This is a genomic window from Paraburkholderia sp. GAS448 (assembly GCF_050435685.1).
In the GTDB taxonomy this organism is placed as follows: Bacteria; Pseudomonadota; Gammaproteobacteria; order Burkholderiales; family Burkholderiaceae; genus Paraburkholderia.
Genome location: NZ_JBNDKT010000046.1, coordinates 13,176 through 35,856, shown reverse-complemented (window position 1 = coordinate 35,856; position 22,681 = coordinate 13,176). Strand labels below are relative to the sequence as shown.

Here is a 22,681-nt window from a genome sequence, read left to right as displayed (position 1 = left end):
GCGCACGTCTTCCCTGGCCCGATTGTGCCGGGGCAACGTTGCGCCCACACCCAGGGTCTCGTCACCTTTTCACCAGCCAGGGAATGTGATCACATTGGGGGTTTGCGCACTCGTATGAATGTATGGAGAACACCCTGAAAACCTGTTGAGCGGATCCGGGGTTTTGCTGGTCCAACGCGGAAAACTTGATTTACTCGTCCAGATCCTCGCGTTCAAAGTCATCATCCTGATCTGCGTCATTGTCAGGATCATCGTTGCCGCAGTGGAGCTCACCCACATCCCGGTTCACGACAAGCGAGTAAGCGGGGATATCGAATTTCATCCCCTTCTTGCGCGCAAATGCGTCGAGCCATTGATCCAGTGACGGCAGGCCGAACAGCCCACACGCCACCTCGATGGCGTTGGTCGCACCGCCGGACAGGTTGATGCCCTGCATGCGGCGCGTATGCTCGCTCACCCCTTCGATCTGGTAGAGCTCCCTGGAGGTGGTTTCCTTGCTGATGTTGAACGTCTCTTCGCCCGTGGGATACGAGCTAAGCGCATCGAGGTCCGCCGAGTGCGCCCGGATCGAGGTGCGAAGCTTCGGAGCCTCGGCGATCAGGCAAAGCCCGTTATCGGCCACGAGATGCGCCGGCAGCGTGACGATCCAGCCCGAAGGGCTGACAACGTAGGCATCGAGCTCCGTGCGCATCGAGTCCGACGTGGTGCCAATCACGCGGCCTTTTTCCTCGAGGCAGAAGTAATGCAGCCGGTCGACGAGGCGCCGCGGCTGCGAGTTGAAGTTGCAGAAGTCGGACCATCCGGCAAAGCCTGGCAATGTGAGCTGCAGGTCCTTGTTCTCTTCGTCGAGCAGTTCCATCGACACGCAGTCGAAGACGTTGTAGATCACGTATTCGAGCGGGTGATGCCGCTGCATGAACTGATGCCATGAGATGCCGGCCAGATGGCGGGCCTTATCGGGTTCATCGAACCGGAGCTTGCGGATCCGCTCACCGAACGTCTTCCTGAGGATCGCGTCGAGCGCGTACGACGGGTCCTTGCCCTTTTGCGAGCGCAGATGCCAGTAGACGCACATGGCGTCGATGAAGTAGAAGCTGGACGGGCAGAAAACGGTGTGCCACTGTGCATGAGGGGGGATCGGACTCACCTTGCCGGAAGCCGTCACCTTCCTGTTGCTGCCGACCTTGTACCTGAAATGGCGCCACGCCCCGGGCACGGCCGGATCGCTGAATACGTCCTTCGGATCGATGCCGGCGTGCTCAAGGCATTCGAGCATCTTCGGCATGTCGAAGTTGATATTCCAGATCGCGACGAAGTCCGGCTTCCATTCGTGCGCCTTCCGGAAACACGCAAGGATGATGTCGGCAGCACTGTCGACCAGCACGATTTCCCAACGCACTCCGCGTTCGGTGCAGACGTCACCGATGTAGTGATCCAGTTTGCCGCGTAGTGCCTGTTCGACGTCCCCGTGCCCTTCCTGGTCCGCGACGAAAGAATTCCGGATCGCCGTGATGATCCTCTCCCGGTACGAGAGCGTGGCCATGATGATCTCGCCGGTACCGTGAATGGCATCCGTCTCGACGTCGAATGCGGCAACACTGTATGGCGTGTTCACCGCCGGAAAGCGCTCCATGTACGTCTTGCGGATCACCGAGGTGGACAGAAGATCGGCGCCGTACAGATACGGGGAGCGTCTGAGGATGTGCGGATCCCGTACGTCGGGCATCTCCAGCGCCTTCGCGATCGCCATGTTCTGGCTGGTGCGCGTACTTTCGAAGCGGCTCAGCCGCTCCAGCAGCTCCCATTCTTTTTTTTCCTGATGGTTTCTGAACGCGCGTTTCGTGATCCAGAACGGAAAAGTGAAATTCCGGATGAGCCGGATGTGCGGCTTCGTGGAGCCGTCCGGGTAGTGCGCAACTTCCTTGACGAGGTGGTAGTCGTCCTGTTCGCCCCTGGGCGGCGGACAGTACACGGCAAATCTGCATTCCCAGGCAACCGGTTTGCTGCTGGCCGTCCCGGACATGGGGAACTCCCGCTTTCTGTAGATCAGCGCTGATGGACGACGGCTCACAAATCCCTATGAAATGCCGGTGATGTGGCTGCCGGTCGTGGCCACCAGCACACGATGGAGATCGCCGGTCAGATTTAATTTTCACAGAACAAAGGACGTGAGTCATGTGGCTGAAAAATCCGATGCTGCAGATCGCCTGCGAGGAAGTCGATTTCCAGGGCGATGCGTTTTTCCGGGAACTGGCCGCACTGTTCCGCGAACTGGCGGGTGTCAAGCAAGACGCGATGGCGGATCATGACGCTGCCATGCAGTTGCCTGTGCTCATTGCGCACTACACAGGCATGAACGTGAAGGTGGCGTGGACCGGGGACGGCCCGGTCGTCTATCCGCCGGCCGTGAACAAGAACCATGTGCTGCTGAGCAGGTGGGGAGATTACTTCCGGCAGCACATGCTGACCAATGCCGATGCGGACAAGCTCATTGCGCAGAGCCAGACCCGGCCCATCGGCCGCGTGGATCGCAGGAACGCGCGTGTGTCCGGCGTATTCAGCGACCTGCAGTCGGTGCTGATCGTCCCACCCCAGCTGTTCCAGAAGAAGCTGTCAGCGGAGGAAATTGCGGCGATCGTCCTGCATGAGCTTGGACACGTCTTTGCCTGGTTCGAGCTGATCAGCCATACGCTGACGACCAACCAGATACTCGCCGGGCTGTCGAAGAAGCTGGACCAGTCGGCCAGCATCAAGGATCGCGAAGCGGTGCTGGCCAAGGTCAAATCCGTTGCCCATCTCCAGGATCTGGACGTGGAGATGCTGGCGAAATCAGCGGACAGGAAGGTCATCGAGATCGTGGTGGTGTCGAGCATCGCGCGCGAGCTCCAGTCGGAGCTCGGGATGCCGCTATTCGACATGAACGGCTTCGAGGCGCTCGCGGACCAGTTTGCCGTGCGCCTCGGTGCAGGAAGGGATCTCGTGACAGGACTCGACAAGATCAACCGGATCGATGGTCATATTGCGTACCGCAACCGGCTCGCGTGGCTTTACGCGGAATCGCTGAAAGTCATTCTGCTGCTTGCCGTGCCGCTCACGCTGGGAGGGACGTGGTCCATGCTGATGGCCAGCTGCACGGCGGATTCGAAAGGCGGCGAGACCGAGGCGTACGGAACGCTGAAGACGCGTTATGAGCGCATCCGCGAGCAGCTGGTCGAGGGCATGAAGAATCCGGGTCTCAGCAAGGAAGTGCAGACCAGCCATGCGGAGGATATCGAGGCGATCGACGAAGTCCTTGCGACGGTCAGCGATCGCCGGCAGCTCTTCAGCTACATGGCCGACTTCCTCTCGTTGTCGCGGCGCCAGCGGATCTCGCAGGAAAAGCTCCAGCGCGAACTCGAGAGCATCGCCAGCAACGATCTGTTCGTGAAGGCCGCGGCACTGCGGCAAACCGGTATCTGATCACGGTCCCATCATGAAAGCCGAATTCGTCCCATTCCTCAGCGCGACCAATACCCAGATCCGCGAACTGGAGAACCGCAGCCGTGTCATTGCGACCGCAGTCGCGCTCGCTGTCTCGCGTATCGTGTCCCTGCCGTCCTCCGCAGTCGAGGCGCCCGGCACCCATTACAACTTCACGGTGCTGTCCGAAGTCCAGCGATACATCGGAACGTTTAACGAGGAGGTTGTTTTCGACGTGCGTCAGGCGCTTGCGAGCGCGCGTGAATTCTGGATGCTGCGCTACCACGCCGCGCATGCGGAGGCATTTGCCCTGGTCGATCCCGGCGCGGGCTTCTACGATAACCTGATTGGCGTGGCGACGTACGTCGACAGGGATAGCTGCTGCTTCAACAACCAGCACCTGGTCGCGATCTATGCACTCGCGGGACAGGCGCTCGCGCTGATCCGTCAGATGCAGCTGGGGGACGGCCATGTTTAACCAGAGCATGAACGCCGGCCTGAATGCCGGTATCGACGACTATGACACAGACCTCGACGTCGTGCCGCAGATCGTCGAGACGATCGGCACGGGCGCACCGCCGCAGCTCGAGGAAGAGGCACAGACCATCACGGCGATGGAAGGGCGCATCGAGGATCTGCTCGTGTTGCGCGCCGAGATCAGACAACAGCGCGGCATGAGCCAGGCACTCGCGATCGAAGGGTTGCGCATCATGCCGGAGTTCGGTGATGGCGCACCCGTGAGCTTCTATTCGCAGCGGCCCGGCATGACGCGCCTGATGATCGCGAACGAATCCATCATCCGCGGAATCTGGGAGGCGATCAGGACCGCGCTCGCGGCGCTCAGGAACATGATCCGCAAGTTCCTCAACTGGTTGCGTGGTGGCGACAGCGAAGATGCTGATGGTCTGAACGAAGCGGCGGCAAAGACGGAAAAGAACATTGCCGAGCTGGTGAGGACCGCCGGTGAGCTGGTCAGCGTGCTAAAGACGTACCGCAAGGGCGTGTACAGGAGTCGCGAAGGTGGTGGACCCGCCAACCTGACGTTCGACCAGGTATTTGACTATGTGAAGGGCAATGCCCGGGACTATTTCTACAGCGACCGGCCGGGCCCGGAAAAACTCTACCTCGATCTGCTTCATGATGGCGGGTACTCGAAGGCGATGGGCGCAACAGGCGAACTGTGCGAAGGCCTGAGCGTCATCCTGAAGCAACGCGTGGCCCTGCTCGACTCGATTATCGAAAAGGACTTATGGGGTCCGGCGTTTTCAGGTGAGAAAGCCGCGGCGCTGGAGCACCTTAGGAAACTCGACGAACCGTTCACCGTGACGTTTGACCATCGCACGCTCACGCTGGATGAGTACAACGCCTTTCTGCGCGACCTGAGGCACGGCGGCGATGCGAAACGCCAGCATGAGAAGCTGGAGATCGCGGATCTCTACACCGCGTTTTCACGTATCGAAAAGCGCATCAATATCAGTGACTCGATCCGCTCGCTCAGAAAACTCACGCCGTTGATGACGGCCATGGAGCATCATCTTGCGGAGCTCGAAAGGCTGGTCGGCCAGTTGCCTGCTGACGACGAACCCGGTGGTGCATCGGCCGTCATCGGGCCAGGCCTGAGAGGCGCGATTCTCAAGCTGGGCAAGGACGTCAGCGACCTGGGTGTGCTGGTGCACGGTGTGCTGTCGTACGCCGCGGAAATCCGGCTGACCGCGCAGATGGCGATCCGGCTGGCGAAGGATGTCGCGCGGTTTGTGGTGGAGAACATCGTCGACGGGAACAATGAGGCACCCGCAGAATGGGCGGAGCTTCTGGCGAAGCTCGAGCGAATTCGGAACTGAAAAGTCATTCCCTCGACAACGTAGGGTCATCACTGACCGCGTCACAAGCATCGCGTAGACTCGCCTCGAACTCAACCTTAGTTTTAGGGACCTCGAAATGACGTTGTTACGCCAATCGATCGAGACTTATATTCTTGCCAAGGATGGCAACCGCCCGCATCTGTTGTCCCATGTATTCGCTGCTGACGCTGAGCTCGTGATGGATGTCAAAACCGATGCGATATCGTTTCCGGCAACGGTGAAAGGCCTGACCGACATATCGGCCACGTTGGTAAGTCAATTCGCGCAACGCTATGAAAATATCTATACGTTTTGCACGGGGACACCGCCAGATAATGCGGCCGCATTTCGTTGCAATTGGCTCGTGTGCATGACGGAGAAACTTTCCGGTGCAGTGCGCGTGGGTTTTGGGGACTACGAATGGCTTTGTCGAGATGACTCCGGGATGATCTCGAAGCTCAAAATTACGATCGAAGAGATGAAAACCCTACCGAGCGAATTGGGTGATTCGATCCTTGAATGGGCACGCATGCTGCCTTATCCATGGTGCCCGCACGATTTGCCGTTGCGAAGCGCCCCGGACATCCCGGAAGCCCAAGAGATTGGGAGGCGCCTGGACAGTCAGCGGCCTCTGGTGTAGCTGAGCATCTGATTGACGAAGCGCGAACGTTGCCCCTTCACCTGAAGGATATCTCCAATACCGGTCGCGTCCTGCTCTGACTGGGGGACGCATATCCGGAACTGGTCCAGTGAATCGCCAACTCTGGTCAGGGTCAAACCATAGCAGGTGTGCTTGCCATGGGTGACGTATTTTGCGGTCACATCATAGGTTGCATCATACGGGACGCCGATGACCTGATTCATCACGTTGGCAAAGGCCGAAGTGCCGAATAGCGCAAGGATCGCGGCGGCGATTGCTCCTGTCGCCCAGGACTGGGCGACTCCCATCTGGTGCTCCTCCCTCGCATAACGTGGTTTATACCAGGAGCCAACAAAGGCTCTCTTGAGTGTCCACGCGATGAAGATGGCTGCGGGAATTGCCATCGGCGCGACCCAACGCCAATAGTCACTGCTGATGCGGACCGTTGGACCATCGAACGACGAGCCCCACAGAAGCACAAGGAAGGCCAGAAAAACCAGGCAGAAAGGGCCGTAGGCGCTGCGGTACTTTGTAACGAAGACAGATTCGTTCGATTTCATTTTGCAAGGGGTTTTCGGTCCGGCGACATCGCGTGTCTACTTCTGGTGCGCTCGGGCACCCATGTCATGACATGCGCAACGTCGTGTATCTGTGATACCGCCGGGACTGCGTATCCACAACCCAATCTCACCTACCGTGTAGATACCCCGTACGGGATGAAGGAGACGATCACGTTCTCCTTCACGCTCAGGGTGCCGTCGGCGTTGGCTACGAGCTGCCTGGCGATACCGAGCTGTGTCGAGCGGTCCACGAGCGTGATCGTGTTCAGGTTCAGCGATCCGCCAAGACCCGATGCCACGAAGCTGATCACGTCGTTGCCATACACTTCGGTGAGCGCGGACGTGATTGCTGACATCGATACCACGTCGTTTTTGAGCTGCGCATCGATGGTCGAAATCGTGATGGTCTGCAACTGCTGTTTCAGGCTGTCGTTGGCGAACACGGTGGGCGTGACAAGACACGTGACCTGGAAGCTCTGGGCCGCGTCGATATTGTAGAGAATGCCGTCCGGCCCCCAGACCTGCACGCTGCCCATGTTCGCGACCGGGTAGTAGTAGAGCGAAGTGTTTTCGAGCAGGTTGTCGTTGAAGGTCTCAAATTCACCCGTTAGCCATCCCACCACCGTATCAACGAGCTGTCCGATATAGGCCGGCGCTACCGAGTCGGTGGCGAACCGGTAGACCGCGTCGATCATCATGATGTCGAGTTCCTGGGCGACGCCTCGCGGATTCACCGGCACCGGGTTGCCATTGATGAGGATGACATCGCCGACCTTGAACTGGTAGCTGGGTGTGCCGTCAGGATTGAGCACGGGATCGCCCTTGTAATGCAGGATCGTGAACTGCGGTTCGCCGTCAACGATCGTAATGGCGCTGCCGGTTACCGGATCGACCTCGTAGACATCCTCCTGATAGTAGTACGGGATGCTGGTCTGATACGTCTGGTACTGAAGCGTTGAGACAACCGTCCTGCACTGTGCCCAGAGCGTGTCCAGGAATTGCCCGAACCCGATGACGAGCTGCTCGTTGGTAATGCCCGCTGTCCCCTCGGGGACAAGAAACGCGCCGACCACGTTATCCACCGCTCCCTTCTGCCATCCTGCCGGCATCGCCGAGCTTGTTGAATAGATGACGTCGAACGTGGTGGTCAATGCCGCGGCGGTGAGTCGCGGTGTCGCGTTGTACATGAAGAACCGGGTGAGCGACAGGTTGCCGGCAGCATCGACGTTGAAGCTGGTCGAGAGATCAAACGTGAAGAGCCGTTCGCCGGCACTTGTCTTTCCACTCAGGACACCCTGCAGGTATGCCCGCGCGGTTTCTCCTGGCGGCACGAACGAAAGCTGGCAGAACACCTGGCTGTCGTCGATCGCCTGATACGCGGCGCTGGAAGTCGTGGCGAGCACGAGCTGGTACCCTGTCGCGGTGCAGCGGATCGTGTAGGTACTGGTGCTGACCTGCAGGCCCGAACTGTCGTTCTCCCCTACCCAGAGTTTGGTGACCACTGCGGGACTGTCAAGGCGGTAAGGCCGCCAGGCCGCTTCGTTGCCCGTGAGATCGAGCACGTAATAGAACGGGCTGTAGAGATATTTCCCGCCGGTAATCGCAAGCGCCTTGCTGCCCGGCGACATGGCCTCCAGCTGGTTGACCACACTGTCGCTCACCATCGAGATGATGCCGTTGCTGTTCTGGTATAGCGCCGCGGGTGTGACGGTGATGCTCGTGCCATTGTCGATCACCGCACTGTTCTGCACCGCGTCGGTCACCGACAGTGTGACAGTCTCGATGGTGCTGGTGGCCGCCGTGATCAGCCCGGCATCGGCCGGCTGGGGCATCGGCGCCGTGGCAAGAAAGACGCGGTCGGTGATGTTGTCGATATTCTTGACCACGCCGAAGCCTTGCTGGCCCAGTACATCGTCGATCTGTGCCTGCGTGATCGGGATGGACTGTGGGCCCACCGAGTTGTCAATGACCTGCTGCCGCAGCGTCGCGAAATCGACTGCACTGGTGCCACCGAGAACGACCTGATCCGAATAGACAATGAGCGCCGAGAATGTCGACATGGGCGCGGTGAAGATCGTCTCCTCGCTTTTGTCGATTGCGAGGAAGGTCGCGCTGAAGGCCGTCGGTGCATAGTTCGACAGGTTCATGTTCAACGGACCCTTGGTTTCATACAGGTCCACGCGGATGTTCTGGTTCAGCAGGCCCGAGCTCGTGTAGATCTGCGGGATCGCGATGGTGGCCTGGTTTGCGCCGGTCTGGGTACTGGTCGCGAGCGTGACCACCGCGGTGGGTGTGAGGGGATCGTAGATCTGGGTTGAATACGTGACGGCAATCTCGATCCACCGGTTCGTCGACGGATCCTGCGCATAGACCCGGCAGTAGTAGAACTGGTCATTGATCGGGATGGTCAGCTGGAAGGCCTTCGAGGGCGTGCAGGGTCCCGAGCGCGAGATGATGTCAAACTGCTGGAGTTCAAACTCCATGTAGACCCAGAGCCTGTCCTTCGCCTGCCGGTACTGCCACGTCACGAGATTCGAGGAAAGCGCCTGCAGGGGCGACACGATGGATGTATCGTAGGTAATGGAGAGTCCTCCATGCGCCATCTGCTCGATCACGACCGGGTACTGCAGGCTGAACTGCACGTTGCCCACCACGAAATACGTGTTGCGCGGAATCACGAGCTTTCTGAGCCCTGTGGTCGGGTCGGGGACGAGTTTCGCAAGCAGCTCCGTTTCGTCAACGATCATCGACCATGTGGTCACGGCGGGGGCCGCGAAGCGGCCGACATAATCGACATCCGACATATGGGTGTACAGGTCGCTCATGAGCAGGGCGGCGACGGGGTACTGCCTGCGGTTAAGCGCTTCGACCTTCTGGAGGAAGGCCGCGACATTCACGGCGCCCGTCTCGATCGCGTGCACGTAGGGATTACTCGGGTCGACGATGCTCACGAGACCGTTCGTGACTTCGGCCAGGTAGTTGAAGTTGACCTGGGCGATGAGCGACGGGTTGTACTGATACAGCAGGATGTTCTGGATGAGGTCGTTGATGGTGGGACTGCCCGACGGGACTGACTGGATCGACAGACTGTTCGGCATCGCTTCCTCGCTTGATTGCCGCCCTCTTCTTCAGGTACCGGGTGATGTCGTATGGCACGTCATTTCAGGCCGTGCTGCCGGCACCAAAATCCAGTTGTCCGAGGGTGTTCGAGCCAGTTGCGGATGCTGTATTGCCGCTTGCCTCGCCTGTCTGGTTCTGGCCGGTGGGAAAGAGCGGTGTGGCGAGCTGGTTCTGCAGGTTCGCGAGCCAGCCGGTCAGTTGCTGGTAGAGCTGGCTGTCTACCCACCACTCGAGTTCCCAGGTGTCCGGATTGATCCACGGATAGCCCTGGTGATTGAAGAGCTGAAGCGCCGCCATCGGCAACCTGGTGCATGACATGGTGCGCAGGCCGTCGGCCATGGCCGGATTGAAGAGCGCGACGGTGGTATTGAACGCGTAGAGCAGGATGGGATCCTGATAGATCGCGCCCACACAGTGCATGGGAATGCTGATCTGCTCGTGCGACTGGTTAAGCGGGCTCTGGCTGTCGTAGTTGAACGCGGCGCCGTTGGCCGGTGAGTACGGAAACGCCGCGCCGCAGGCGGCGATCTTCTGCACCTTCGTCTTCGTGACATCGAGCACCAGGCGATAGATGCGCGTCTGGTAATCGACCTCGTTGTCGACGATCATCTCGGGGTACGGCATGAGCGTGCCCCGGAAGACGTGCGACATATACATTGACCAGTAGAAGAACAGCGCCGTGACAGGATCGCCCTGCATGTTGCGGAAAGTGAGCGTGATATCGTATGCCGAGTAAATTTCCGTCACGCCATCGACCAGCGAAAACACCTCCTTGTACACGCCCTCATGCGAGGTCGTGTAAGGCACGGTGATATCCGGCCAGCCCGCCGCCGACACCAGCATGTTCGAGAGAATGGGAATAAAGGCCGACAGCGGATCGACAAACGGCGAGCTCATGCCGGTCGCCGGATCGCGATTGCTGTCCGGATCCAGATAGCAGCGAATAATTCTTTGTACGCTGTACGGGTTGATATTGGTGAGCGGGTTGAAGATCCGCTCGGACCTCAGGTTGCCGGGTGACAGGTTCAGGCGCGGGCGCGTGAAGAACGTGAGGCCGAACGTGTCCTTGTTGATCGGTATGGCCTGGGGCGTGAGCCGGTGGTTGATCCCGTAATACGCGTTGCGCAGCGCGTTGATGCCACGCGCGCCCTGCGGCAAGGTCAGCAGCAACGTATCGACCGCCTGTTCGGCGGTAATACCAGCCTGACTGAAAACATTGTCCAGACTGAGTTGCGCATAGGACGAGGACGCGTCGGGGTCCGGCGCGCCCGAAGCGTTGATCTCGGACATGGGCGTTCCCGTGCTTGACCGAATGAGGAGGATGGGCGATGGCTGATCCCGTTAGCGCGGCCGCGGCGAGTCAGGTGGGCTTGAGCGCCATTAGCGCGATAATCCAGAACATCAATCTGCTGGCGAAACAGGGTGCCCGCCACGATTCTCTCGTTGCGTTCACCCAGGCGGCACGTGTGGAGCCGCTGGTGCTGGTCGATACCGGGGTGCTGTTCGATGATGTGCTGCCCGACGTCATGCAGTCGTTGAGCAACATCTTTGCGGGCTACTATCTGCAGGCCGTTTCCCTGAACTCGACCATTGGCAATGCGAAAGTGGCATCGGTGCTGGGCACGTTCAATCCGAAGCGTGAGTTCGGCGCTTCTGACGTGATCGCGGGAGCGTCTTCTTTCGCGGCGAAAGCACATCACATGATGACGGCTGCGGAAGCGTACCGGGACCGGTTGCCGACAAACTGGAGCACGGGCATCGCGCTTGAAGCACAGGTGAAAGCGGGTGGGGGTGCCAGGCCGCTCGATCCGGATGATGAGAAGTTCAACCGGATGAAGCGGGAGAACGAGATGCAGCGGCTCGAGCGGGAGAAAGTGGAACGCCAGCGTATCACCGCGTCATTCGGGGAAGATGCCCTCAGTACCCTGAAGGAGAATGTCAACCTGTCGGTTGGCAAGATCTTTGAGGTGACGGTCAAGCATGAAGACCGCACTGTCACAGTGCCGGTCTCGATCCGTCTGGTCGTCAATACCATTCCGACTGACCAGCTCATTCGTGTCCTGTCTCCGGGTGACGAGATCACTTCCAGCAAGGAGCGCTATCACGGCTGGCGCGCAGGGCGCCTCGCGTTCTGGAAGGACCTGATTCTCTGCCGTGATCTGGTGGATGCGCACCGCAAGAATCTCATGGCTGACGGTGACCGGCTCTACGCGAACATCGTCGCGAAGGAAAGAAAGAACGCCTTCGCAGCGATATTCCATGGTAATCCATCGGTCGCCTCGGCGTCGAACATGGCTGTCATGTCGGCCAGCACCGTGTCCATGCTCGAGCAGGAGCTCAACGGCCGGTTCGCAGATTTCCAGGTGCGCCAGAAAATCTTCGAGCGGACCTCACTGATGATCGTGGCCGTGATCGACCGCGAATGGGCGCGGGTGGAGTTCTGGCACCGCGGCATTCCGGAGGTGAGCAATCTCGGTTTCAAGGACATCAAGGGCTACAGCAAGGGTTCGAGTGGCCCGGATGTCTCGGAGATCCTGCGCGCATACAGCATGGTATCGGCGCCTCGCCTTTGAGGTGGAACGTCATGAAACTGACCTCCTATATCACCGCCCTCTTTCCGCGGCTGCGCAAGGACGTTGTGCTGGACGATATCCGCAATACGCGGGTGGAGCTCGTCACCTCCACCCTGCCCGCGTTCACCACGGCCGCGGGCCTGCTCGGCAAATGGAAGTGGAAGTCCGAAGAGATGCAGGGCTTTGCGGCGAGCTTTGGCCAGCTGGTTGGCAAGGGCAGCATGTTCGAGACGATTGAAGCGGGCCTGAAAGGATCGGAGGCGACGCTGATGCTTGCCGAGATGTTCGTTGTCAAGACCTACAACGAGGAAATTTCGGCCGAGGCACTGACCTTCAGAAAGGCGAACGTGCTGCAGTTTATCGAAGCGGTCGCGTTTGTTTCACGCTTTGCACGCAAGCTCGCGAACATGGCGCTGGTGGTGGAGGCGATCCCCTACGCGGAAGACGGCGAAGCGTTCACGCATGCCCTGCAACCGGGCGAGGTCAGATGGATCAGCGAGAATTTCGTCTCGTTCTGCACGATGTTCCGTGCGGTATCCGCACCAGTGAAGTCGATCGAGGACACTTTCGAGACGATCCCCGATATCGTCATCAGGAACGCCGATTTCGGGGCACTGAAGCAAACCATCGGAGAGAACAGGCTCGACCCGTTCAGGTTCGGGCTCGTGCCGGTCCAGATGAATCCGTTCTATCACCTGGGAAAGCTGGAGGCTGAGTGGCAGGTCGCGCGGTTTAACGTTGCGAAGGATGAGCTCAAGCTTGTGCAGCTGCGCAAGCTCAAGCTCGAGAAGCTGCTGGCGAAGAAGCCCGACGCGGCGCTCGAGCATGAGATCGGGTACATGCAGAACCGCGTGCAGGGTCTGAATGCGAGGATCGCCCGGATGGAGGTCTCCCATGCCTGACATCCATGCAGGCGCCACTCATGGCACCCCCGGCGCCCTGCGGCTCTATCCCCGCGGCTTCCTCGGCAAGACCCTGCCGCCGCGCCTCGTCGTCAAGCCACGACCATTCGATGTCCGGATCCGCACGACCCCGGTCGCCGGTATTGTGGTGCCCCAGCAGAACACAGCGGATGCCAGTGCTGCCGTGGAAATGCTTTACGCGCAGTACATCCGGCGGGCGGCCGCCACGATGTCTTTCGAATTCCGGGAAAAGATCCTGATTGTCGCGCTCGATGCCTTTGGAACTGCGAGCTTCACGGACTGGTATGCAACGCAGCCGGAAAGCCCGTCGTTTGGCGACATGCACCGGCGGTTCCTGGGCGATACATTGCACTTCATCAGGCATGGACGGCGAAATCTCTCCCTGGAATCGTGGGCCAGCTTCCTGTTGCCCGCTGACGGAGGAAGACGTCTGGCGCATGCCAGCGAGACCCCTGACGATACCGAACCCGCAGAGGCAGCCGAAGAGTTTTTCAGCTACATGCGCTCGACGCAGCCAATCGCGGCGGGCCACGGAACCGTCCTGCTGGCTGATGTGATCCAGCAATGGACTTCCCGGCCTGGTGGCATCGAAGACCTGCTCGGGACACTGCACCTGCTGTTCGGCAATCTCTGAGCCTTTCCCTTTCCAGTTTCAATTGTATGGCCGATGTATGGCCGATGCGGCGGGTACCGGATGAGCCGTGCCCGGATGCGTCCCGTGCGGTTACCAGTGCGGAACCCTTTATTTTGGCCCAGTGCAATGAGGAGTCTGGCATGCGTCGCATTACACACCGCGGTCTCGTGGCAGCAATGGAGGAAGAGGAACTTCTGCAGGAAGAAGAAAATGCGGAGGAAGTGGAGGACCTCGCCAACTCGCAGGAAGAAGGCCTCACGGAGATCGTCGAGGATGAGGCAGAGCTCGACCAGCATGATGCGCTGACCGATGAAGCGGTCGAGACCGTGGAAGCGCTCGAGGCGCTGCGCGAGCACCTGAGCGTGTCGCTCGAATCAGGTGGACTGGATCAGGCAGGCGCCGGCGTGCTGGACATCAGCCTGAAGCATATGTACAGGCGTCTGGGGGTGAAGACCCTGCGCGTGACCCCGGCGCTGGAGTCGTTTGGCTCGATTGCACGGCGCAGCGAGACGACGAAGATCGCGATGGAGGAAGTCGGCGAGCAGGTCAGGAAGGTCTGGGAAACCATCGTCGCGGCGATTAAAAAGGCGATCGAGTGGGTCAAGGGGTTCGTGAAGAAGCTCTTCGACAATGTCGAAGCGATGGTGAGCCGCGCGAAGTCGCTCAGGGAGTCGGCGGGCAGGATGGAGGGCGAGCCGAAGGAACGCGCGATCAAGAATGCGGGGCTTGCGGGCGCATTGCACCTGGGCGGCAAGGTTCCGGCCGATCCGGCGGGCTCGGCACGGGTGCTGGAAGTGACGGAAAAGATGTTCGGCGCCTATGGCAACATTGTTGGCAAGATCGCAACGGCTGGCGCCGACAAGGTGCTCGCCGAGGCCGCGGGTGGCGAGCTTGCGAAAGCCTTCTCGCCGGAGCACTTTGGTCTCGAGCCCGTGCATGATGCGGCCTCGCAGGGTATTCCCGCGCCGGAGGGTGCTGCGGTCGGCCGTTCGGCAGAATTGCCGGGCGGCAAGGCCATCGTGATGATGGTCACGCCGACGCTTGATGGCTCCAACGCGGGCCTGCTTGCGTTCAACAAACAGAGCGCAGAGTTCAAGGGCGAGGACGTACCCGTGCTCACCCGCGATCCGGCCGTTGCGATCTGTGACAACGTGATCAAGCTCGGCGAAGCGATCCGGCAGAAGCAGTCGCTTGCCAAAACGTCGGAATCGGCGAAGGAGCTGCTGCTGAGGGCCTGTGAGCAGGCTGCCCGGTCGGCTGACGGGAAAGCCGAAGCGGTCAAGGCGGTGCGCGGAGTGCTCAAGCTGATTGATGCACCGTTCGTCGCCATGACGTCGTACGCCGTGAAAGCCGGCAAGTCGCTTAACCAGCACGTCGAGCAGTCCATTCGCGCGCATGGTTCTGTGGCCAGCGAGGCTACTGCGCAGACGAAGGAGGCAGCGAAAGAGGCGGCCTGAGTGTGGCCAGTCGGGACCCGTCTGACGCATGCCACCCGGAGCCGTTCCCTCCATCCATCCAGCAGGCTGGCCCATGCCCGGGAGGCTCCCAGGCCATGTGCCCCCTGCCCTTCCCTGCAGGCCGTACGATGCGCAAATTCATGGTCGCGCTGGAGTCGTACCAGGACCCTCACATGGCGATATCGCTGGAGGAAGAAGTCCTCCTTGTCGATGAAAACGCGCGCGACGAGGCGCAGATCCAGACGGATCTCGCGGACGTCAATCGCGGTCTGGATACCGCGGATGGACTCGAGGACCTGGCTGTCGTCGCGGGCAACATCCAGGACGCAAGTGTCCAGGAGACGCAGCTGATCGATACCTGTGCGCAGATGGCCACGGCAGGTACGGATATCCAGCCGGAAGAGTTCATGCAGCCCGCTGAACGTGCCGAAGACGGCACGGTCGCCACCGAGGGCTTCAGGGAAACGGCCAAAGGCATCATCGAGACGATCCTGAAATACGTGGCGAAGATCTGGGAGTCGTTCATCGGCTGGCTCAAGCGTACCTTCACGCTGATCGGCAGCACCCGTGCGCGGCTGGACAGCCTCAGGAAACACCTCGCGAGCCTCGAAAAGGCGAAGTCACCGCTCAAGGAGGGCGCGACTGTCAGCGTGTTCGATAACGCAGGCTATCAGCCTGTCAAGGATGGCCGCGCCTACGTGCAGTTGAACCGGGACTGGTCGCGAATGCTGGAATGGGTCTTCGGCGATTATGCCCGGTATGCCCTCACGATGGGCGGCAAGGCCGTCAGGGGCATCGAGGCATTCGATCCCACGCATCCCGAGGAGTCGGCATCGAAACTGCGGCACGACCTCGCGAGCGTGAAGCTGGCCAGCATGCCCGGTCCGCGGCGCGCGAAGCGGGTCGGCAATCTTGATGTGGAAATCTCGGACGATCTTCCGCACAACAGGGTACTGATGGTGTCGGACCTGCAGAACGACGGTGACGCCACCACCCTGTCTGTCCTCGAAAGGCTGCGCACCCATCAGGTCCAGCTTGCTGACGCGCGAGCGGCCGAAGCTGGCAACCGCAGTGTGCCGGCGGCGCAGTGCAGGCCGCTCACGTTCGACGAGATGGATGCGCTCGTGGATGAGTTCGAGACGCAGCTGCGCGCGGTGGAGAAGTTCACGGGCTCGAACCGCGAAGGCGAGCTCCAGCGCACGCGCAAAGCGCTCGCGAGCGCGTCGCAGAAGGCCCAGGCGTCCATGGGCAAGCTGGATCAGGGTGACGGTTCTGCCAACAGCGCGGCGCACGGGAAGGTGGTGGAAACGTACTTCCGCGCGATGCTCGCGTTCAACGCGGCGTTCTGCAACTGGATCAACCAGCCCCTGCTGAGCGTATCGAGTCTCGCCCTCACGAATGTGCGATCAGGCCTCGTGCGCATCCAGGAGTCGCTCAAGTGCTACGAGCTGCAGACGGGTGAGGACAGAAAGGGGCATGGCGTTCCTGTGTCGCCGCACGCCGCGCTGCCGGCTCACTGAGTGTCTGGATGAGAGCGCGTGCGTGTGCCATCAGCACACCCATCCCGTATGGAGGAAGCAAGCATGCGACGATATTTCCTGGGCCTTGAGGCCTTTGATGAAGCGCCGACGGGCGCCGGGGAAGATGAAGGCAAACCCGAGGAAGGCGCACCAACGGTGCCGGCGCCACCCGCGCCGGATGACGAGGGCAAGCTTACCGTTGAGAAGCCTGATGGCGAAGGTGGCGCGGAGCCACCGCCGGCGCCGGCAGCGGGCGACGATGGTACCGGAGGCACCGAGGGCGCCTCCGCACCGGCGCCCTCGCCTGCTCCGGGCGCCGATGCGAACGAGCCGCCGATGCCAGAAGTGCCCGAAGTATCCGAAGCAGAGCCGGCGGCAGGCGCGGCGCCAGCGGCACCTGAGGTCACAGTCGCAGGCGCCGAGGGTGCGGAAGGTACAGCCCCGGCGAATGGGGCGGAATCCGGCTCCGCAAGTGCCCCGGCTGCCCCGGCTGCGCCGGCTCCCTCTCCCGCCCCTGCCCCGGGCGCCAGTGCGAATGAGCCAGCGCCGGTGCCAGAAGTGCCCATTGCAGAGCCGGCGGCCGCCGCGGCGCCAGGCGGCAGCGATGCATCGGCAGCGGGCGCCGAGGGTACGGAAGGCGCGGCCACGTCCAGCGTCGAGCCCGTGCCGTCACTGCCCGATGCCCCGGTGACGGGCGAGGCGAGCGCCGAACCCGTGAGCCCGACGCCGGTCGGTGCGACGAATGCATCAGATGCGGCATCGGATGTCTCGGGCCTGCCCGCGCAGCCGGAGGCGGAACCCGCGGCGGACGCTGAAGCCCTCGAATCCCTGCGCGAGGAGCTTGCACTCGCGTGGGCGATGGAGGAAGCCGTCAACGAACTGGGGGAAGCGGGTGAGACTTCCGCGGAGATTTCCCAGGACCTTGACGAGTCTGAACGCAATATCCAGATCGCCGACTCTCTCAGTGATGTCGCCTTTGTTGCGGACAGGATCGAGAAAGCGACGCCCGCGGAAGCGGCGCTCGTGGAAACGGCGGGAGATCTTGCCGTGGCCGGTACCGACGTCGAGCCTGAGCAGGTCGTGCCGTCGATGGAGTCGTATATCGGCACGACGATCGCGACCGAAGGCATCAAGGAAACGGTCACGAAGATCCTGCAGGGCGTGCTGCAGTTCATCGAGCGGGTCTGGGAGAAGATCCGTGCCTACTGGCGCGTGCATGGCTCGTTACCGTTGTGGCGCAAGCGCATCGAATCCCTGCGCAAGCGGGTACAGGACGCCGGGGACGAGGTGATCAGGGAAAACGTGACGGCCCCCGTCTCGCTGGCAGGTCTCGTGATGGACGAGCAGCCCGCTTCATCGGCCACGCTCGACATGATCCATACGAACATCGGCAGGATGGTCAAGACGGTGCATGGCATTTTTTCCGGCTATGCCAACGGCGTGGTGGAGCGTGGGCACGACATCGTCAAGGCGCTCACGGAATTTGATCCGAACCAGCCTGAGAAAGCCGTAAGCGACCTGAAAAACAAGCTCGCGGGCATGCATGCCGAGGGCATGGAAAACGGCAAATCGGTCACCCTGCCGGGCAACTTCCAGCTCACGCTCGACGTCTACAAGGCGCAGCCGGAGGAAGCTGCCGAAGCAGCGCTGGAGCGGCTGCGCAACTCGGGTGTCAAGCTCGTGAAAGGCCGGATTCATCCCGCGCATCACATGAAAAAAGGCCAGATACGGATGTCCGGGGCGAGTGCCCAGGAATTCAGGCGCCGGGCGATCGGCATGCTGGAAATCGGCGATGAACTGCTGAAGTCGCTCGAGTACTTCTACGAAAAGCCGTACCAGCAGATGGAGGCGCTGTCGAAGCAGATCAAGGGCGCGTCGGCGCAGGCGACGAACGCGATCGGCCGCGCTGGCGAAGCCGCCATGGCTGAGGGCAAGACGGTGGGCTATTACCGCGCCCTGCTGAATTTCAACAAGGCGTTTGCGCAGTGGACGTACCAGCCCTTCGTGCCGCTCTACTCGTACTCGCTGCGCACGCTGCGCGCCATGCTGGAATTTGTTGACGCCTACCTGAAGCCGCTCGGCAGGAAAGCGGAGGAACCCCAGGCGCAGGCTGCCTGAAGCGCCATGTCTCGATGATCCAGGGGAGAGCCGAAGGGCTCTCCCCTTTTGTTTGCTGTTGTGGTTCGACGGGGTCAGTACGCCGGTGCGTACCGTGCAGGAGCCATGCCCGCAACCAGGTTTCCCTTCGCATACATGCATTGCGCGTATGCATTGTCGTATCGCATCTGGATACCCATCTGTGCGTTCGACGAAGTGCCTGCACCGATCGCCGTTCCCGCTGTCGCGCCGAATGCGGCGCCCGCGCCAGCCGCATGGCCGTGCCAGCTCGTTGCGGCTCCGAATGCTGCGCCGAGTGCCGTCGTCAGCAATGCTGCTCCGATGGCACTTGCATTCGCACGGTCCGCCTGCCCTGCAACTTCCGATGCCGCGTACTGCCTGCACGTATCCTGATCCTGCCGGAATGCCTCAAAGGGCACCGTTTGCCCGGGCAGTACCTGCACGGTCGGTCCCGGCGGTGTGCTGGCGCATGAGCAAAGAAGGACGGTCACGCCCAATGCGAGCACGGGACGGATGAGATTGTTTTTCATGTATGGAAAAGATAAGCAGGGCAGATGAAAAGTAAATTGTCAGATGGGATTTGCCGCAATAGGCGCGACCGGGGTGACGTGTGCGTGTGGGCACCGATACTGATCCGGCAATAATGCTGACGCCAATTCCTCATGGGAGCGATTGGCGAAATTATACGGGTGGAAAGGAGCACGAAATTTCGTTCCACCTTCAGCGTGGCCGGAATTGACAATCTTTGACGCCGGTATCAAATGGCTTTCAGGCTCCCGGGTGATGGGGCGGGATCCCGGCCTGCAAACGCGGCTGGAAAGCCGATTCTATGCAATGACGCGAGTGGATCGACCATGCCCAAACTCATCCTGGCTGTGCCCGAGACGTACGACAGCGTTACGCGGCCCATCATCTACGACGTCACGCGCCAGCTGTTCTCGTGGACGGGACTGCCGGCCGATACGCCGATCCTTTATCCGTCCGCCCACGGGACCGTCCAGCAACCGGGCTCACAGCGGCTGCAGGAGCCGCTGAAGGCCGAGCTTGCGTTCAATGATCAGGTGAGTGTCGAGGTCGACGAGACCGTTGAGCAGGACCGGATTCTGAGCACTGCGGTGCTGTATCCGGATAACCTCTTTATTTTCCGCGATCCGCGGGTCGAGACCATCCTTAAGCCCGTCTACTCGTCGACCGAGATCACGATCAACCTGAAGTTCCGCTCGGTCGATGAGGTCAAGGCCAAACGCTGGCGTGAGCAGATGCGTGTGCGTGTTTCGCAGCTGCGCGACGTACTGCTCATCAACATCCGCTACGCGTACCAGATCCCGCCCGCCGCGCTTATTGTGCTCAGGGAAATCCACCGGCTTATGGAAAATGTCGCCGGTTACGGGGACCCGTTCGGACAGTGGTTCAGCCGGCACGTGACCCCGGCCGCGACCATCGAGTCGAATCTCGCTGGCGAGCAGATGCAGGTCGCGTTCGCCGAGCACCAGATGCGGATCGTCGGCATGTGGGATTTCGAGGGCGCGCCAGAGGTTGGATCGAAGGAGGACGAAGGCGATACCTGGACGATTGGTGTCGCCTTCAGGTTCAGATACGACAAGCCGGTGTCGGTGGTCATGGACTATCCGCAGATGATCCATAACCAGGTCATCCGGCTTCGCGACGATACGCTGCCTTTCAACCCCGATCAGGTCAGGAAGCACTGGTCGCTTTCCGCGTACTTCTTTGAGCATTTCAACAAGGCGCGTGCGCTTGAGGGCATGCTCGGGGGCCCGGAGATCATCGGCAATGAGGGCCTGCGTTTTCCACCCTGGGATGAATTCCTGCCGACATCCACCGCGCCCTGGTACATCCGCATTTTCAGCGCCATGACCGCACTCGATCCTGGCGAAGGGCATGACGGCGGCCATGACGGTACCCACGGCGGCGCCCATGATGCCACGCATGGCAGCAGGCGCCTGATGGCGCTGGACCAGCTGCCCGAGGGTTACGTCATGGGCGAGCGCATGCGCGCCTTTGTTGCCGGCGAGGCGCCGTACATGACGAAGCTCTTCTACTCGGTGTTCTCCTGCAATCTGTACCTGTCGAACGACATCCAGCCAGATGGCTCGATTGTGGTCGACCAGGACCTTAATGTCATGACGACGTTCGACCCGAACCCCCGGGCGCGGTTTCATGTGTGGTTCGGGCTCTGCTACAACTGGCGCTTCCTGAATCCGGCCGCCATGGCGCGGCTCATGGAGAATTTCGACATTCTGCAGTCGATCGTGAATGGCCTGTGGCCGGATCTGCCCGCGTGCTGTCAACCCCATGCGATTGGTCGCAGTAACCAGACTTCGACCGCGTCAATGGCGTGCCTCATGAACGGAGGCGCTGGGGCTGCAGATGGCATGCTCGATACGGGCATGAAAACGGTTGAGACGTTCTACGTGCAGTCCATCAGTGAGGACGCGTGATGCCTATCGTCGACGATGGCGGTGAACACACCGGCTTTCCTCCGCACCCACGGCCAGACCCCATCCGTATCACGGATCCAGCGTACCGGGGCATTGCGGTCGACAATCGCTACATTCCGGCCACCGACCTGCTCACGCACGTGGAGGGCAGCAGCTGGACGGTGGAGTACTACAGCCAGGTGCTGGATCGCGACACCACAATCCTTGGGGCATCGCTGCACAAGCCGGCCCAGTACCTGCAGTATCGCCGCATCCTGCAGATGGAGCTGAAGGTGACGCAGCCGCTTGCGGCCACGCAGGAGGCGAACACCAGGCAGATGGGCTACAAGGGTGGCGCGAATTGCTATCCGGTATTGATCCCGAACCAGGGCGATGTCCTTGTCGCCCAGGTCGACGATGGACGGTTCGGTGTCTTCAATGTCACATCGACCGAGCGTAAGAGCTTTTACAAGGACAGTGTCTACGCGATCGAATACGAGATGCTCGACTACGCCACGCCTGAGCGCCTGCGCGATCTCGAGATCAAAACGATCCAGCGACTCGTCTACGTGCGCGACTATCTGCAGTGCGGGCAGAACCCGCTGGTTGAGGAGGAATGCTGGCGGAAGATCACGAAGCTGCACGGTCGCTTCGATTCGATGCTGGCGAGCTACATGAAGCAGTTCATGAGCGACGAGTTCATGACGTTGCTGGTACCCGGTCAGCCGTGGCCGACCTACGACGCCTGGCTCGTGCGGGCGCTCACCGAGCTCTTTGAGACGACCGCATCGCCAGACCTGCTCGCGATGCGGCAACTGAACTGTGACGATGATCCATCCATGGCCTGCGTACAGCTGTGGAATGTGCTGGTGCGCAAGGACCCGGATCTGCTGAAGTTCGTGAACCAGCGTGCGGGGCTGGTCTGGACGACGCGCTTTACGCGCAACGCCATGTTCAACGGCATCCGCTGGAGCGGCATCGAGCTGCTGGTCTATCCGGTCGACGTCGAGATGACGGTTGATCAGGAGCTTGTGGGCATCGAACCGCTGACAGACAGTGAGCTGGAAGATACGGCATCGCGCCGGGGAAGGCTGGAAGACCTGGTTGCGACGACGGCTCTCGCCGGGCTGCCGTACGAGGGCGCTCCCCTCATCCATCCCGTCCTGTGCGACGACTGCTACGTGCTGTCCCGACGTTTCTATGAGAACGCGGGAGGACAGTCAAGGCTCGAGCTGCTGGTGCGGGACTATCTCCATGACCGTGCGCTGAATCTGGATCTGGTGGGTGTGTTCTGCGATACATGGCATGGCTGGAAGGCACTGGAGCGTTTCTACTACACGCCCATCGTTCTCCTGCTGGTACGGGCTGCCATCCGGCGAATCTAGGAACTCATAGCGA

Annotated in this window: 17 protein-coding genes; 12 read left to right on the top strand and 5 right to left on the bottom strand. The window is 60.8% G+C overall.

Going from position 1 to position 22,681, the window contains the following annotated elements:
* Window positions 1-190: 190 nt before the first annotated feature.
* Window positions 191-2,023, bottom strand: coding sequence for a hypothetical protein (locus P3T23_RS41300; RefSeq protein WP_429321824.1), 1,833 nt, complete (start codon window positions 2,021-2,023; stop codon window positions 191-193).
* Window positions 2,024-2,175: 152 nt separating this feature from the next.
* On the opposite strand from P3T23_RS41300, the gene P3T23_RS41295 reads away from it, so the two are divergent.
* The 4 genes from P3T23_RS41295 to P3T23_RS41280 all read left to right on the top strand — a co-directional run bounded on the left by P3T23_RS41295 (window position 2,176) and on the right by P3T23_RS41280 (window position 5,940).
* Window positions 2,176-3,459 carry a hypothetical protein gene (locus P3T23_RS41295; RefSeq protein WP_429321823.1) on the top strand — a complete coding sequence of 428 codons (1,284 nt, stop codon included), beginning with the start codon at window positions 2,176-2,178 and terminating at the stop codon, window positions 3,457-3,459.
* Between the two features lie 13 nt (window positions 3,460-3,472).
* Window positions 3,473-3,937, top strand: a complete 465-nt coding sequence (locus P3T23_RS41290; protein ID WP_429321822.1) for a hypothetical protein — start codon at window positions 3,473-3,475, stop codon at window positions 3,935-3,937.
* On the top strand, window positions 3,930-5,300 hold the full coding sequence (locus P3T23_RS41285) for a hypothetical protein (protein WP_429321821.1): 1,371 nt from the start codon (window positions 3,930-3,932) through the stop codon (window positions 5,298-5,300). Before P3T23_RS41290 ends, P3T23_RS41285 begins: the two co-directional genes overlap by 8 nt.
* A 97-nt stretch (window positions 5,301-5,397) precedes the next feature.
* Window positions 5,398-5,940 carry a hypothetical protein gene (locus tag P3T23_RS41280; protein ID WP_429321820.1) on the top strand — a complete coding sequence of 181 codons (543 nt, stop codon included), beginning with the start codon at window positions 5,398-5,400 and terminating at the stop codon, window positions 5,938-5,940.
* Here the strand turns inward: P3T23_RS41280 and P3T23_RS41275 are convergent.
* The 3 genes from P3T23_RS41275 to P3T23_RS41265 all read right to left on the bottom strand — a co-directional run bounded on the left by P3T23_RS41275 (window position 5,922) and on the right by P3T23_RS41265 (window position 10,910).
* Window positions 5,922-6,500, bottom strand: a complete 579-nt coding sequence (locus P3T23_RS41275; protein WP_429321819.1) for a hypothetical protein — start codon at window positions 6,498-6,500, stop codon at window positions 5,922-5,924. The two genes, P3T23_RS41280 and P3T23_RS41275, sit on opposite strands and share 19 nt — an antisense overlap.
* Window positions 6,501-6,631: 131 nt before the next feature.
* A complete protein-coding gene (locus P3T23_RS41270; protein WP_429321818.1) occupies window positions 6,632-9,598 on the bottom strand; it encodes a hypothetical protein in 2,967 nt (988 codons plus the stop codon).
* A 64-nt stretch (window positions 9,599-9,662) separates the two neighbouring features.
* A complete protein-coding gene (locus tag P3T23_RS41265; RefSeq protein WP_429321817.1) occupies window positions 9,663-10,910 on the bottom strand; it encodes a hypothetical protein in 1,248 nt (415 codons plus the stop codon).
* A 38-nt stretch (window positions 10,911-10,948) separates the two neighbouring features.
* Here P3T23_RS41265 and P3T23_RS41260 point away from each other — a divergent pair, with 38 nt between their 5' ends.
* From P3T23_RS41260 to P3T23_RS41235, 6 genes are all read left to right on the top strand, one after another.
* Complete coding sequence (locus P3T23_RS41260) at window positions 10,949-12,193, top strand: hypothetical protein (RefSeq protein ID WP_429321816.1); 1,245 nt, start codon at window positions 10,949-10,951, stop codon at window positions 12,191-12,193.
* An 11-nt stretch (window positions 12,194-12,204) separates the two neighbouring features.
* Complete coding sequence (locus P3T23_RS41255) at window positions 12,205-13,095, top strand: hypothetical protein (RefSeq protein ID WP_429321815.1); 891 nt, start codon at window positions 12,205-12,207, stop codon at window positions 13,093-13,095.
* On the top strand, window positions 13,088-13,750 hold the full coding sequence (locus P3T23_RS41250; protein ID WP_429321814.1) for a hypothetical protein: 663 nt from the start codon (window positions 13,088-13,090) through the stop codon (window positions 13,748-13,750). Before P3T23_RS41255 ends, P3T23_RS41250 begins: the two co-directional genes overlap by 8 nt.
* Before the next feature lie 140 nt (window positions 13,751-13,890).
* Complete coding sequence (locus P3T23_RS41245) at window positions 13,891-15,207, top strand: hypothetical protein (RefSeq protein WP_429321813.1); 1,317 nt, start codon at window positions 13,891-13,893, stop codon at window positions 15,205-15,207.
* A 128-nt stretch (window positions 15,208-15,335) separates the two neighbouring features.
* Window positions 15,336-16,727: a hypothetical protein gene (locus P3T23_RS41240; RefSeq protein ID WP_429321812.1), complete on the top strand. Its 1,392-nt coding sequence runs from the start codon at window positions 15,336-15,338 to the stop codon at window positions 16,725-16,727.
* A gap of 63 nt (window positions 16,728-16,790) precedes the next feature.
* Window positions 16,791-18,845, top strand: coding sequence for a hypothetical protein (locus P3T23_RS41235; RefSeq protein WP_429321811.1), 2,055 nt, complete (start codon window positions 16,791-16,793; stop codon window positions 18,843-18,845).
* Window positions 18,846-18,919: 74 nt separating this feature from the next.
* On the opposite strand, the gene P3T23_RS41230 is transcribed toward P3T23_RS41235, so the two are convergent.
* A complete protein-coding gene (locus P3T23_RS41230) occupies window positions 18,920-19,375 on the bottom strand; it encodes a glycine zipper family protein (RefSeq protein WP_429321810.1) in 456 nt (151 codons plus the stop codon).
* A gap of 324 nt (window positions 19,376-19,699) precedes the next feature.
* On the opposite strand from P3T23_RS41230, the gene P3T23_RS41225 reads away from it, so the two are divergent.
* Together P3T23_RS41225 and P3T23_RS41220 are read left to right on the top strand one after the other, a co-directional pair.
* Window positions 19,700-21,304, top strand: coding sequence for a hypothetical protein (locus tag P3T23_RS41225; protein WP_429321809.1), 1,605 nt, complete (start codon window positions 19,700-19,702; stop codon window positions 21,302-21,304).
* Entirely contained in the window at window positions 21,304-22,668 is a 1,365-nt protein-coding gene (locus P3T23_RS41220) for a hypothetical protein (protein WP_429321808.1), read from the top strand. Before P3T23_RS41225 ends, P3T23_RS41220 begins: the two co-directional genes overlap by 1 nt.
* The last annotated feature ends 13 nt before the right edge of the window (window positions 22,669-22,681 follow it).

Coding starts and splice junctions, on each gene's coding strand:
- P3T23_RS41290 (WP_429321822.1), top strand. CDS start 3,473: ATGAAAGCCGAATTCGTCCCATTCCTCAGCGCGACCAATACCCAGATC.
- P3T23_RS41285 (WP_429321821.1), top strand. CDS start 3,930: ATGTTTAACCAGAGCATGAACGCCGGCCTGAATGCCGGTATCGACGAC.
- P3T23_RS41260 (WP_429321816.1), top strand. CDS start 10,949: ATGGCTGATCCCGTTAGCGCGGCCGCGGCGAGTCAGGTGGGCTTGAGC.
- P3T23_RS41255 (WP_429321815.1), top strand. CDS start 12,205: ATGAAACTGACCTCCTATATCACCGCCCTCTTTCCGCGGCTGCGCAAG.
- P3T23_RS41220 (WP_429321808.1), top strand. CDS start 21,304: ATGCCTATCGTCGACGATGGCGGTGAACACACCGGCTTTCCTCCGCAC.
- P3T23_RS41225 (WP_429321809.1), top strand. CDS start 19,700: ATGCCCAAACTCATCCTGGCTGTGCCCGAGACGTACGACAGCGTTACG.
- P3T23_RS41270 (WP_429321818.1), bottom strand. CDS start 9,598: ATGCCGAACAGTCTGTCGATCCAGTCAGTCCCGTCGGGCAGTCCCACC.
- P3T23_RS41300 (WP_429321824.1), bottom strand. CDS start 2,023: ATGTCCGGGACGGCCAGCAGCAAACCGGTTGCCTGGGAATGCAGATTT.
- P3T23_RS41265 (WP_429321817.1), bottom strand. CDS start 10,910: ATGTCCGAGATCAACGCTTCGGGCGCGCCGGACCCCGACGCGTCCTCG.
- P3T23_RS41295 (WP_429321823.1), top strand. CDS start 2,176: ATGTGGCTGAAAAATCCGATGCTGCAGATCGCCTGCGAGGAAGTCGAT.
- P3T23_RS41230 (WP_429321810.1), bottom strand. CDS start 19,375: ATGAAAAACAATCTCATCCGTCCCGTGCTCGCATTGGGCGTGACCGTC.
- P3T23_RS41240 (WP_429321812.1), top strand. CDS start 15,336: ATGCGCAAATTCATGGTCGCGCTGGAGTCGTACCAGGACCCTCACATG.
- P3T23_RS41245 (WP_429321813.1), top strand. CDS start 13,891: ATGCGTCGCATTACACACCGCGGTCTCGTGGCAGCAATGGAGGAAGAG.
- P3T23_RS41280 (WP_429321820.1), top strand. CDS start 5,398: ATGACGTTGTTACGCCAATCGATCGAGACTTATATTCTTGCCAAGGAT.
- P3T23_RS41235 (WP_429321811.1), top strand. CDS start 16,791: ATGCGACGATATTTCCTGGGCCTTGAGGCCTTTGATGAAGCGCCGACG.
- P3T23_RS41275 (WP_429321819.1), bottom strand. CDS start 6,500: ATGAAATCGAACGAATCTGTCTTCGTTACAAAGTACCGCAGCGCCTAC.
- P3T23_RS41250 (WP_429321814.1), top strand. CDS start 13,088: ATGCCTGACATCCATGCAGGCGCCACTCATGGCACCCCCGGCGCCCTG.